Raw genomic sequence first — 12,324 nt, 5'->3', positions numbered from 1 at the left:
GGCTGCGTCTACTTCAGGTGCTGCTGGACCTCGGCGGCGGCCTCGTGGCCGTACGCCTTGGTGAAGCGGTCCATGAAGTTGGTCCGGCGCAGGGTGTACTCCTGGGTGCCGACCGTCTCGATGACCAGCGTGGCGAGCATGCAGCCGACCTGGGCGGCGCGCTCCAGGCCGACGCCCCAGGCGAGACCGGAGAGGAACCCGGCCCGGAAGGCGTCGCCGACGCCGGTCGGGTCGGCCTTGGTGTCCTCCTCGGGGCAGCCGACCTCGATGACCGGCTCGCCGGCCTTCTCGATCCGCACACCGCGCGAGCCGAGCGTGGTGACGCGGTGGCCGACCTTGGAGAGGATCTCCTCGTCGCTCCAGCCGGTCTTGGACTCGATGAGCCCCTTCTCGTACTCGTTGGCGAAGAGGTAGGTGGCGCCGTCCAGCAGGATGCGGATCTCGTCGCCGTTCATCCGGGCGATCTGCTGCGAGAAGTCCGCGGCGAACGGGATGTTCCGGGAGCGGCACTCCTCCGTGTGGCGGAGCATCGCCTCCGGGTCGTCCGCGCCGATCGAGACCAGGTCGAGGCCGCCCACGCGGTCCGCGACGCTCTTCAGCTCGATGAGGCGGGCCTCGCTCATCGCGCCCGTGTAGAAGGAGCCGATCTGGTTGTGGTCGGAGTCGGTGGTGCAGACGAAGCGGGCGGTGTGCAGGACCTCGGAGATCCGGACCGACCCGGTCTCGACGCCGTGCCGGTCGAGCCAGGCGCGGTACTCGTCGAAGTCGGAGCCCGCGGCGCCCACGAGGATCGGCTTGGTGCCGAGCAGGCCCATGCCGAAGCAGATGTTGGCGGCGACACCGCCCCGGCGCACATCGAGGTTGTCGACCAGGAAGGAGAGGGAGACCGTGTGCAGCTGATCCGCGACCAGCTGGTCGGCGAAGCGGCCGGGGAAGGTCATGAGGTGATCGGTGGCGATGGAGCCGGTGACTGCAATACGCACGGGGAGGCTTCTCCTGCGGAAGGCGAAGGGCCGAGGTGCGCCCTCCGGGACGGCGTGACAGTTCACGCTACCGGGTGAGCTCTCCGGTCGGGAAAAGGGAAAACTACCCGATAGTAGGGCTTTCTACCTGAGCGTGACCGTGGTTACGGTGCGGATATGTCGAACCACACCGCATCGCGAGAGTCCCGAGAGACCGAAGTGAGCCTGGCCGAGCTGCGCGGGGACTGCGCACGCATGGCTCCGCACTGGGCCGCGCCCAAGAAGGCCGTCACCGTGCCGGTGAAGCCGTCCCTGATCCACGGGGTGACGGTGCCGCCCGCGTCGGCGCGGCTGATCGACGCGATGTCCGACTACGGGGACTGAGGACTTCGACGGCTGAGCACTTCGGCGGCTGAGCACAGCACTTCGGCGCGTTTCTCGGCCGGAAGTGCCATGTTTTCGGCCGGAACTGTACGGAATCCGTGCCCGGTTCACCGCCGTACGGGAACCACATCCTCCTCCGCTCCGTCCCACCGGTGTCCCCGTCCGGGGGCACGCGGTAGTGAACGCGACGGCAACGCAGTCGAAGGAGCGATCCGGTGAGCACCGAGCGACCCGACAACGACGTGACCGGCCCCCGGCGGCGGCGTACGCCGCTCGCGGTGGCCTCGGTGGCGGCAGCGGTGCTGCTGGCCGGGGGCGGCGCGGCCTACTGGGCCTCCACCGCCTCCGGCGATGGCAGCGCGGCGGACAGCGGCTCCGCCTCCCGTGACAAGGCCCCCGTGCTGGCCCTGGACTCCGTCGCCGAGGCGGACCCGGCCACCCCCGGCGACCCGAGCACGCCTCCCCCGGGCATCGCCCCGGGTGAACCGGACCCGAACGGTCCGCCCGTGGTCTACCGGGCGGCGGGCCAGCTCCCGGACGGCCCGGACGAGGCGGCGGTCCACCGGGCCACGGGCACGGTCGCCTCGGCGGAGGTGGCCCGGCTGGCGGAGGTGCTCGGCATTCCGGGGACCCCGCGGACCGTGGACGCGTCCTGGGTGGTCGGTGACGAGGACGGGCCCGGTGCGCTCCTGAAGGTCACCAAGCAGGCCCCGGGCACCTGGACGTTCGCCCGCACCATGCCGACGAAGCCCTGCGACCCGGGCGAGATGTGCGCGAACCAGAGCCCGCCGGAGGCGGACGGGCAGCCGGTGAGCGAGAAGGCGGCGAAGGCCGCCGCGGTGCCGGTCCTCAAGGCCGTCGGCCAGGACGACGCGGCGCTCACGGCGGGCCAGCTCATGGGCGACGTACGCGTGGTGAACGCGGACCCGAAGGTGGACGGGCTGCCCACGTACGGCTGGTCGACCGGGGTGCAGGTCGGCCCGGACGGCAAGGTGGTCGGGGGCAGCGGGCAGCTGAAGGCGCTGGAGAAGGGCGACACGTACCCGGTGGTCGGCGCCGAGGACGCTCTGAAGCAGCTCAACGAGGCGGGCAAGGCCAAGGGGGACGCGAGCCGGGACATCGGCGGCTGCGCCACTCCCGTACCGCTGGAGGGTGAGCCGAAGCCGTCGGACCCGCAGTGCGTGCCGGCGAACGGCAAGCGGGCGCCGGTGACGCAGACGGTCGAGGACGCGGAGTTCGGCCTGGCCCTCCAGTACGTGGACGGCCGGCAGACCCTCGTACCGTCTTGGCTGTTCCACGTCCGCCAGGGGACGGGCGGGCCGGAGAGCACGGTCACGCAGATCGCGGTGGCGCCGGAGTTCGTCGAGAAGCCCACGGCCCCGACGCCCTCGGGTGACCGGAAGGCGACCTCGTACGCGGCCGACGGGCGGACCCTTGAGGTGACCTTCTGGGGCGGCGTCTGCTCCACCTACACGGCGAGCGCCGAGGAGAGCGCGGGCCAGGTGCGGGTCACCATCACGGAGGAGAAGCAGAAGAAGGGCGCCTGCATCATGATCGCCAAGGAGCTGAAGCGGACGGTGACGCTGGAGAAGCCGCTGGGCGACCGGACGGTGATCGACGCGGAGAGCGGGGCGACGGTGCCGCGCAGCTGAGAGTCTGAGGACGTACGAGGGCGGCCCCGGGAGTGATTCCCGGGGCCGCCCTCGTACGTCTGTGTCCGCTCAGCGGTTAGCTGAACGAGTCGCCGCAGGCGCAGGAGCCGGTGGCGTTCGGGTTGTCGATCGTGAAGCCCTGCTTCTCGATGGTATCGACGAAGTCGATGGAGGCGCCGCCCAGGTACGGGGCGCTCATGCGGTCGGTGACGACCTTGACGCCGTCGAAGTCCTTGACGACATCGCCGTCGAGCGAACGCTCGTCGAAGAAGAGCTGATAGCGCAGGCCCGAGCAACCGCCGGGCTGGACGGCGACGCGCAGCGCCAGGTCCTCGCGGCCCTCCTGCTCCAGCAGGCCCTTGACCTTGGCTGCGGCGGCGTCGGACAGGAGGATGCCGTCGCTCACGGTGGTGGTCTCGTCCGATACGGACATCTGCTTCTCTCCCGGGTTGTACGGACTGCTTGCCGACGGTTCAACCGCCTGCGCCGCGGATTCATTCCGGGCCAAGCGCTTGTCTGTTCCTTTTCATGCTCGCACACCCGGTCGCCCGGGGGATGCGTCACATCGACGCTATCGGCATCGTCAAAGTGACACGAAGGAGCTATGATAGATAACGTCAAATAGACGAAAAGGCGCGTTCGCCGAAGCCGCAGAGCAGAACGCATAGAAGAAAGGGTGCGTGACGTGACCACGGCCCAGCCCCTGGACGTACAGCCGACACCCCTCGCGCTCCTGCTGCTCGGCCGCGAGGCCGACCCGAGGAGCGAGCGAGGCGTCGAGTGCCCCGGCGACCTCCCCTCCCCCTCCGACCCGGACCTGGTCGCCCGCGCCCGGGCAGCCAAGGAGAAGCTCGGGGACCGGGTCTTCGTCCTCGGCCACCACTACCAGCGCGACGAGGTCATCCAGTTCGCGGACGTCACCGGCGACTCGTTCAAGCTCGCCCGGGACGCGGCCGCGCGCCCGGAGGCGGAGTACATCGTGTTCTGCGGTGTGCACTTCATGGCCGAGTCCGCGGACATCCTGACCACGGACGCCCAGGCGGTCGTGCTGCCGGACCTGGCCGCCGGCTGCTCGATGGCCGACATGGCCACCGCCGAGCAGGTCGCCGAGTGCTGGGACGTGCTGACGGAGGCCGGGGTCGCCGACCAGGTGGTGCCCGTCTCGTACATGAACTCCTCCGCCGACATCAAGGCCTTCACCGGCAAGCACGGCGGCACGATCTGTACGTCGTCCAACGCGAAACGGGCCCTGGAGTGGGCCTTCGAGCAGGGCGAGAAGATCCTCTTCCTCCCCGACCAGCACCTGGGCCGCAACACGGCGGTGCGGGACATGGGGATGAGCCTGGACGACTGCGTTTTGTACAACCCGCACAAGCCGAACGGCGGCCTCACCGCCGAGCAGCTGCGGAACGCGAAGATGATCCTGTGGCGCGGCCACTGCTCGGTCCACGGCCGCTTCTCGGTCGAGTCGGTCGAGGACGTCCGTGCCCGGATGCCCGGGGTCAACGTGCTGGTGCACCCGGAGTGCAAGCACGAGGTCGTGGCGGCGGCGGACTACGTCGGGTCGACGGAGTACATCATCAAGGCCCTGGAGGCGGCTCCGCGCGGCTCGAAGTGGGCCATCGGCACGGAGCTGAACCTGGTCCGCCGCCTGGCGAACCGTTTCGCCTCGGAGGACAAGGAGATCGTCTTCCTCGACAAGACGGTCTGCTTCTGCTCGACGATGAACCGGATCGACCTGCCGCACCTGGTCTGGACCCTGGAGTCGTTGGCCGACGGCAAGCTGGTGAACCGGATCGAGGTCGACCCGGAGACGGAGAAGTACGCGAAGCTGGCGCTGGAGCGGATGCTGGCGCTGCCGTAGCAGCGGCCCCGTCCGCCGGGAAAAGCCCGGGTATGCCGCAGGTGCGGCATACCCGGGCTTTTCGCTGCCGAGCGGGGCTTTTCGCGCACTCGCGGGCAGGCTGAATCTTCTCCATACGAACCCCGCCCCCTCCTCCCCGTAACTACGCTGCTACTCACCGCAGTGGGCCGTCGGCGCGCGCGGGACTGACCGGATGGAACGGCGAGGACGGTGGGGCGGGCATGAGTTACGAGGACCGTGGGACGGGTGCGGGCGACGAGGCGCGGGGGGCGGGGGGTGCGGGGCAGGCGGTAGCTGCCGGTCGGGGCGGCCCGGGTGCGCTTGCGCGCACGGAGACGACCGGTCTGGACGACCGTGCGCAGACGGAGACACCTGACCCCGTCGGCCTCCCCCAGGCCGAGGAGGAGGTACGGAACCGGCGTGCCGCGGCCGAGGGTGATCCCGCCGCCGGCCGGCCCGGGCTGGCGGCAGCGCTCGGCGCCCTCTCCTCGCTCCGGGCCGAGGCCGGGGACCGGGAAGGGGCGGTGGCTCCGGCCCGGGAGGCGGTCGAGATCTACCGGGCGCTCTCCGAGAACCCCGAGGACGGCTTCGTACCCACGCTGGCCGGGGCCCTGCACCAGCTCTCGAACCGGATCTCCGCCACCGGGGACCACACCGCCGCCCTGCCCCCGGCGAAGGAGGCCGCGAAGCTGTACGCCGAGCTGGGCATGAAGCGCCCGGACCGCTACCAGGCGGAGCTGGCCGAGGCCATGAACGCCTTGGGCGACCGGATCGCCGACACCGGGGACCGGACGACCCCCGTGCCGTTCGGGAAGCAGGCCGTACGGCTCCAGCGGGAGCTGGTGGAGGAGGAGCAGCCGGACGCGTCCGTGCCGGCGCTCGTGGAGTACCTGCTGAACTACGCCCGGCATCTGGCGGCCGCCGGGGAGCCGGTGGAGGCGGTGCCCCGGGCCGAGGAGGCGGTCGGCCATCTCCGGAGCCTCGCCGCCGAGGACCCGGAGGCGTTCCGGCCCCGGCTGGCCGCCGCCCTGCACGCGCTGGGCGGCCACCGGGCGGCGGTGAGCGACGTGTCCGGGGCGATCGAGGCGGCCCAGGAGGCGTGCGGCCTCCTCCGCGAACTCTCCGCTCACCGGCCGGACGCCTGCCGCCCGGAGCTGGCCACGGCGCTCGACGGCCTCGCCGGTCACCTCAGCAGGGCGGGCGACCCGGTGGAGGGCCGGCGGGCGGCGGAGGAGGCCGTGGCCCTGCACCGCGAGCCGGCCGCACAGGACCTTGAGGCGTCCCGGCCCGGCCTCGCCGCCGCCCTGCTCACCCTGGCCCGGTGCCTGGCCTCCACCGGGGACCCGGTGGGTGCGCTGCCGCCGGTGCGGGAGGCGGTCGACCTGTTGCGGGAGCTGGGGGACGCCTTCCTGCCGGAGCTGGCCGACTCCCTCCAGGTGCTCGGTACGTATGTGGAGCTGAACGGCGACACCGAGGGGGCGGTGGAGGCGTTCTGGGAGGCGGTGGCGCTCCACCGGGCCCTGGCGCTGGAGCAGCCGGGCGCCGCTGCCGCCTCGGTCACCGCCCTGGTCTCGGCGCTGGACGACCTGACCCGGGCGCTCGCGCGGACCGGCGAGCATCTGGCGGCGATCAACGAGTTCGAGGAGACCGTCAAGGAGTTCGAGGACACCGACCCGGCGACCGCCCGACGCCTGGGCGTGGAGCGGGACATCTTCCTGCTGCGCTGCCCCGAACCGTGGCCCGGGAACGGGCTGACCGAGCTGGTGGCGTGGCTGGACCGCGAGGCGGAGGGCGGCGTGAGCGCGGACACCGTGATCGTACGGGCCCGGCAGGCGCTGCGTTCGTACGGTGACACGGCGGCGGTGCGCACGGCGTGGGAGGAGGAGACGTTCACGCCCGTACCGGAGTGGCTCGCGCTGCGGCCGGAGACCCTGGAGCTGGTCAGCGCCTGGATGTTCGCGCCCAACTGGCCCCGGTCGCGGGACTTCTGGTCCGAGAACGCGGAGGCGCTGAGCGGCCAGGCGGCGGGGACGGCCCTGGACGAGCTGGCGGTGCTGGACCCGCACGGCGCGCAACGGCACGCCGTGCTCCGCGACGCCGTACTCGTGCACGGGGTGACCGCCGCCTACGATCCGCTGATCCTGTCGGAGCAGCTGGCGGAGTGGCTGGAGTGCGCGGACTGGGCGGAGTCCCGCGCCTACCTGGAGGAGCACCCGCGCCTCCTGACCGTGACGCCGCCGCAGGACACCCCGCTGGCCCACGTCGCCGTGCTCGACATCGGCCGCGCGGAGGGCCTGGACGCGGCGTACCGCCTGGTGGCGGACCGGGAAGCCCTCCAGGCTTATGTGGACCGGTCGTTGGAGGCCGGCGACGGCACCGCGCTGATGCACGGCGGAGGCATCGAGGGCCAGGTCTTCGGCGACCGCCTCTCCTCCCTCACCCACGCCCAGGTGGCCCTGGTGCTCTCGGGCGAGAGCGAGGGCTTCGACCCCGACGACCTGGCCGCGCTCCGGCACAAGTCCGACGAGGAGACCCGTATCCGCCTGCTGAAGGAGACCCTCGCCGTCGGCGTCCGGCACCCCGAGCGGCACGGTGAGGCACTGCGCCGGATCATCCGGGCCCTCGGCGGGGACGCCTGACCCCGCTCAGCACTCAGCCCTCACTCTCCAGCCGCCCGCCCCGGCTCGCCGCGATCCGCAGGGTGTCCCCCAGCGACTCGGCGAGCCGGGTGCCGGTGAAGCGCAGCTCCTGCTCCCCCACGGCGGACTCCGCCAGCAACTCCCGTGCCTCGGCCAGCACTTCCTCGGCCGAGGCGATCATGGCGGCCTCCAGTTCGTCTGCCATCCGGGAGATGCGGCTGTCGGGGTTCGCCGTGCTGAGCCAGCACGGCGCCCCGAAGTCGTTGGTCCACGGGAGCAGTCGCATGGCCCGGCCCTTGCCGTCGAACATCATCTCGGTCGCTACCTCCGGAGAAGGCCCTCTGGTGCACCGCACGAGAGGACGGTTACGGTGTGTGCCGCAATCGTCGCCCTGGGGAACATCGCCCCAACAGGGCGCCGCTGTCCCGGCCTTGGGAACGGGACACACGAAAGGCACGCACCGTAACGTTCAAGCCCCAGCCCCTCACCCCGTACCTCTCCGCCCGCCACTACTTCGGCTCGCAGCAACGCCGCCACCGCGAGCAGGCGGGCCTCTCCCTCAACCAGCTCGCGGGCATCGTGAACTCCAGCAAGAGCACGCTGGGCCGCATCGAGACGGCGGAGCTGATGCCGCCGCCGGACATCCCGGCCCGGCTGGACATCGCCTTCGGGACGGACCAGCACTTCCACGGGCTGTACGAGTTGGCCCGCCGCGAGATCCATCCCGACCAGTACAAGCGCTATCACCGCGCGGATGTCACGGCAGGGGCGCCTGCGGTCGGAACAGCCGCCGTTCCGCTGGGCCATCATCGACGAGAGCGTGCTGCTACGGCCGATGGGAAGCCGGGACTGCATGCGCGAGCAACTGGCTTCTCTGCTGGAGCAGGTGGACACGCCGAGCAGTAAGGTTCAGGTCATGCCGTTCGGTGCGGGATCTCACTCGCTGCTGGGTGGCGCGCTGACTCTGCTGACCCTGCCGGATGGCGTTTCGGTGGCGTACGAGGAGGGCATCGAAGCTGGTCATCTCTACGAGGACCCGGCTGCGGTGAAGAGGTGGAGGCGGCAGTACGAGGTGCTGCGCGCCAACTCCCTCACGCTGGACGAGTCGGCCTAACGGATTCGTACCGCGATGAAGGGCTAACGACCATGAACCACTCCCCCGAGCTGAGCACCGCCCACTGGCGCAGCAGCAGCTACAGCAACTCCAACGGCGGCGAATGCGTCCAGGTCAGCGACGACTTCCCCGGGCTCGTCCCCGTACGCGACAGCAAGAACCCCACCGGACCCGCACTCGTCCTCCGGGCCGCCGCCTGGAGCGCGTTCGTCTCCTCGGTGAAGTAGGCCGGGAAGCCGAAGGGGCCCGTCCCACGCGCGTGCGTGGGGCGGGCCCCTTCCCTTGCCGTCAGGCCTTCGCGGGCTCGGCCTCCTTCGCCTCCTCCGGCTCCGGCTGTGCCGGGACGCCTGCCTTGGCCGCGCGCTTCGCGGCCTTCTTCTTGGCTCGGCGTTCCTTGCGGAGTTCGACCATCGCGTACAGCGTCGGGACCAGCACCAGGGTCAGGACCGTGGAGCTGATCAGGCCGCCGATCACCACGACGCCCAGCGGCTGCGAGATGAAGCCGCCCTCGCCGGTGACGCCGAGCGCCATCGGGAGCAGGGCGAAGATGGTGGCCAGGGCCGTCATGATGATCGGGCGGAAGCGGTGGCGGCCGCCCTCGATGACTGCCTCCACGATGCCGAGGCCGCGTGAGCGGTACTGGTTGATCAGGTCGATCAGCACGATCGCGTTGGTGACCACGATGCCGATGAGCATCAGCATGCCGATCATAGCGGGGACGCCCAGCGGGGTGCCCGTGATGAGCAGGAGGCCGATGGCGCCGGTCGCCGCGAACGGGACCGAGACCAGCAGGATCAGCGGCTGGACGAGCGAGCGGAACGTGGCCACCAGCAGCATGAAGACGATCGCGATGGCTGCCAGCATGGCGAGGCCGAGCTGGGCGAACGCCTCGTTCTGGTCCTCGGTGACGCCGCCGATGGTGGCGGTGGCGCCCTCGGGGAGGTCCAGTGCGTCGATCTTGGAGGCGAGCGTCGTGCTGACCGCGCCCGTGTTGTCGCCGACCGGCTTGGCGGTGATCGTCGCCGCGCGCTGGCCGTCGATGCGGGTCATCGAGACCGGGCCGGGGACCAGTTCGACCGTGGCGATGTCGCCGAGCTTGACCGGGCCGAGCGGGAGGGCCTTCAGTTCGGCCATGGTGGCCGTCGGGCGGGCCGACCTGATGACGATGTCGCGCTCGGTGTCGTCCAGCGTCGCGCTGCCGGCCGGGGTGCCGCGTACGGCTCCGGCGACGATCCCGCCCAGGGTGGTGGAGTCGAAACCGGCTGCCGCCGCCTTCTCGTTGGCCGTGACGGAGATGCGCGGGACGCTCTGCGCCAGGTCGCTCTGGACGTCGGTGACGTCCTTGATCGTGGCGACCTCCGTACGGACCGCCTCGGCCGCCTTCTTCAGGACCTCGGCGTCGGACGCCTTGACCACGACGCTGAGGTCCTGGGAGCCGAAGCCGTCGCCCGCCGCGATGGTGGTGTCGCCGATGCCGTCGAGCTTGCCGAGGGCCGCGTCGATACGGTCCTGGGCGTCCACGTAGTCGGCCGCGTCCTTCAGCGTGACCTGGTACGACGCCTGGTTGGAGCCCGTACCGCCGCCGAAGGCCGCCATGAAGCCGGAGGAGCCGACGGTGACCTGGTAGTCCTTGACGCCCTTGTCCTCGGTGAGGACCTTCTCGACCTTGCGGGCAGCCTCGTCGGCGGCCTGGAGGCTGGTGCCGGGGGCCAGCTCCTGCTTGACGGTGAGGACTTCCTGCTCGCCCGCGTCGAAGAAGTTGGTCTTGAGGAGCGGGAGCATGCCGAATGTGGCGATGAGTACCGCGACCGCGATGACCAGGCTGGTGATCCGGCGGCGGGTCGCAAAGCGCAGGACCGGAACGTACAGGCGCTGGAGCTTGCTCGCCGCCTCCTTCTCCTCGGCCAGGCGGCGGGCCTCCGCCGCGTCCTCGGGGGTGCCCTTGGGGGCGCGCAGGAACCAGTAGGAGAGGACCGGGACCACCGTCAGCGAGACCAGCAGCGAGGCCAGCAGCGCGGCGGTGACGGTCAGCGAGAACGAGCCGAAAAGCTGGCCGACCATGCCGCCGACCAGACCGATGGGCAGGAACACGGCGACGGTGGTGAGCGTCGCGGAGGTGACCGCTCCGGCCACCTCCTTGACCGCGGTGATGATCGCCGCGTGGCGCTCCTCGCCGTAGCCGAGGTGCCGCTTGATGTTCTCCAGGACCACGATCGAGTCGTCGACGACCCGGCCGATCGCGATGGTCAGCGCGCCGAGCGTCAGCATGTTCAGCGACAGGTCGCGGGTCCACAGCACGATCAGCGCGAGGACGACCGAGAGCGGGATGGAGACAGCCGTGACCAGCGTCGAGCGGATCGAGGCGAGGAAGACCAGGATCACCAGGACCGCGAAGACCAGGCCGAGCGCGCCCTCGGTGGTGAGGCCGGAGATCGACTTGGAGACGGCCGGGCCCTGGTCGGAGACGACGGTCAGCTCGGCGCCCGCTCCGAGGTCCTTACGGAGGTCGGGGAGCTTGTCCTTGACGGCGTCGGAGATGGCGACGGCGCTGCCGTCCTTGTCCATCGTGGCCATCACGGCGAGGCTCGGCTTGCCGTTCGTCCGGGTGATGGAGACCGCGGTGGACGGCTCCTGCTTCACCTCGGCGACGTCACCGAGCCGGACGACCGGCTTGGCCTGGCCGCCGCCGTCGCCGCCGTCGCCGCCACCCGCCTGCGGCTGGGGAGCGATCTGGAGGTCCTCGATCTGCTTCAGCGAGGTGTAGCCGCCGCCGACCTGGATCGTGCGGTTCTTGCCGGCCTCGGAGAAGGAGCCGGCCGGCAGCGTGGCGCCGCCCGCCTGGAGCGCCTGGGCGAGCGCGCCCGCGTTCAGGCCGGCCGCGGCGAGCTTCTTGTCGTCGGGGACGACGGAGACCTGGAGCTCCTGCACCCCGTCCACCGTGACCTGGCCGACGCCCTCGATGTCCTGGAGGGCGGGGACGACCGTGCGGTCCAGCTGGTCGGCGAGCGCCTGCTGGTCCTTGTCGGAGGTGACGGCGAGGACCACGGTCGGGATGTCGTCCGTGGAACCGGCGATGACCTGCGGGTCGACCGTCGGGGGCAGCTGGGCGCGGGCCCGGTTCACCGCCTGCTGGATGTCGGCGACGAGCTGCTTCGTACCCTCGTCGCCGAAGTCGAAGGTCGCCATGATGAGGGCGTTGCCCTCGCTGGCGGTGGAGGTGATGCCCTCGACGCCGTCGACGGCCTTGAGGGAGTTCTCCAGCGGCTCGACGACCTGCTTCTCCACCACATCGGGAGACGCACCCTGGTAGGGGGCCAGCACCGACACCATCGGGAGTTCGATGGTGGGCAGCAGCTGTTGCTTGAGCTGCGGTATCGCGATCGCGCCGAAGACGAGCGCGACGATCGAGATCAGCCCGATCAGGGCCCGCTGCGCGAGGCTGAATCTGGACAGCCAGGACATGGGTGGGTCTCTCTTCTGTGGCGTACGAGACGGAGGGGCGGGAGAGAGCGGGGACCCAAGGTCTGAGGTCCCGGTGCGTTCCGGTGCGTTCCTGCGTTCCGGTGCGTTCCGGGGTCCGCTCGGGGGGACAAGCCCGCCCGCTTATACGATCTCCGACCCGGATCGCCCGGACGTCGGTCCCCGGGCTGCTTTCTTATGCCGCGCATACCGCAGGTGGAGTACGCCGTCTCTCCACCCTCCGCGTCCT

Annotated in this window: 9 protein-coding genes and 1 pseudogene; 6 read left to right on the top strand and 4 right to left on the bottom strand. The window is 71.0% G+C overall.

The window, feature by feature from the left end:
• Positions 1-8 precede the first annotated feature (8 nt).
• The gene (locus R2B67_RS27755; protein WP_018511931.1) at positions 9-983 is read right to left on the bottom strand and encodes a carbohydrate kinase family protein; all 975 of its coding nucleotides are present in this window, start codon (positions 981-983) and stop codon (positions 9-11) included.
• Positions 984-1,139: 156 nt separating this feature from the next.
• Here R2B67_RS27755 and R2B67_RS27750 point away from each other — a divergent pair, with 156 nt between their 5' ends.
• The gene (locus R2B67_RS27750) at positions 1,140-1,346 is read left to right on the top strand and encodes a hypothetical protein (RefSeq protein WP_109977391.1); all 207 of its coding nucleotides are present in this window, start codon (positions 1,140-1,142) and stop codon (positions 1,344-1,346) included.
• A 215-nt stretch (positions 1,347-1,561) separates the two neighbouring features.
• Positions 1,562-2,998 (top strand): hypothetical protein, encoded by a 1,437-nt coding sequence (locus R2B67_RS27745; RefSeq protein ID WP_317821880.1) that lies wholly within the window; start codon positions 1,562-1,564, stop codon positions 2,996-2,998.
• A gap of 76 nt (positions 2,999-3,074) precedes the next feature.
• On the opposite strand, the gene R2B67_RS27740 is transcribed toward R2B67_RS27745, so the two are convergent.
• Entirely contained in the window at positions 3,075-3,431 is a 357-nt protein-coding gene (locus R2B67_RS27740) for a HesB/IscA family protein (protein ID WP_003969624.1), read from the bottom strand.
• A gap of 252 nt (positions 3,432-3,683) precedes the next feature.
• On the opposite strand from R2B67_RS27740, the gene nadA reads away from it, so the two are divergent.
• Positions 3,684-4,862, top strand: coding sequence for a quinolinate synthase NadA (nadA, locus tag R2B67_RS27735; RefSeq protein ID WP_030564260.1), 1,179 nt, complete (start codon positions 3,684-3,686; stop codon positions 4,860-4,862).
• A gap of 221 nt (positions 4,863-5,083) precedes the next feature.
• Positions 5,084-7,501, top strand: coding sequence for an ATP-binding protein (locus R2B67_RS27730; RefSeq protein ID WP_317821876.1), 2,418 nt, complete (start codon positions 5,084-5,086; stop codon positions 7,499-7,501).
• Between the two features lie 13 nt (positions 7,502-7,514).
• Here the strand turns inward: R2B67_RS27730 and R2B67_RS27725 are convergent, their stop codons facing one another.
• Complete coding sequence (locus R2B67_RS27725; RefSeq protein ID WP_398869153.1) at positions 7,515-7,856, bottom strand: hypothetical protein; 342 nt, start codon at positions 7,854-7,856, stop codon at positions 7,515-7,517.
• Between the two features lie 65 nt (positions 7,857-7,921).
• Here R2B67_RS27725 and R2B67_RS27720 point away from each other — a divergent pair.
• Positions 7,922-8,615, top strand: a pseudogene (locus tag R2B67_RS27720) (helix-turn-helix domain-containing protein).
• A 32-nt stretch (positions 8,616-8,647) separates the two neighbouring features.
• Positions 8,648-8,842: a DUF397 domain-containing protein gene (locus tag R2B67_RS27715; RefSeq protein ID WP_317821874.1), complete on the top strand. Its 195-nt coding sequence runs from the start codon at positions 8,648-8,650 to the stop codon at positions 8,840-8,842.
• A 61-nt stretch (positions 8,843-8,903) separates the two neighbouring features.
• Here R2B67_RS27715 and R2B67_RS27710 read toward each other — a convergent pair whose 3' ends face one another.
• On the bottom strand, positions 8,904-12,077 hold the full coding sequence (locus R2B67_RS27710; RefSeq protein ID WP_317821872.1) for an efflux RND transporter permease subunit: 3,174 nt from the start codon (positions 12,075-12,077) through the stop codon (positions 8,904-8,906).
• Between the last annotated feature and the right edge of the window lie 247 nt (positions 12,078-12,324).

The organism is Streptomyces cyaneofuscatus, from assembly GCF_033109485.1.
Classification (GTDB): Bacteria; Actinomycetota; Actinomycetes; order Streptomycetales; family Streptomycetaceae; genus Streptomyces; species Streptomyces cyaneofuscatus.
Note: the sequence above shows the minus strand (reverse complement) of the source record. Positions and strands in the feature narration are given on the sequence as shown.

What these genes read in the sequence shown, in the direction of transcription:
- R2B67_RS27750 (WP_109977391.1), top strand. Translation starts at nt 1,140, where the DNA reads ATGTCGAACCACACCGCATCGCGAGAGTCCCGAGAGACCGAAGTGAGC.
- R2B67_RS27740 (WP_003969624.1), bottom strand. Translation starts at nt 3,431, where the DNA reads ATGTCCGTATCGGACGAGACCACCACCGTGAGCGACGGCATCCTCCTG.
- R2B67_RS27730 (WP_317821876.1), top strand. Translation starts at nt 5,084, where the DNA reads ATGAGTTACGAGGACCGTGGGACGGGTGCGGGCGACGAGGCGCGGGGG.
- R2B67_RS27715 (WP_317821874.1), top strand. Translation starts at nt 8,648, where the DNA reads ATGAACCACTCCCCCGAGCTGAGCACCGCCCACTGGCGCAGCAGCAGC.
- R2B67_RS27710 (WP_317821872.1), bottom strand. Translation starts at nt 12,077, where the DNA reads ATGTCCTGGCTGTCCAGATTCAGCCTCGCGCAGCGGGCCCTGATCGGG.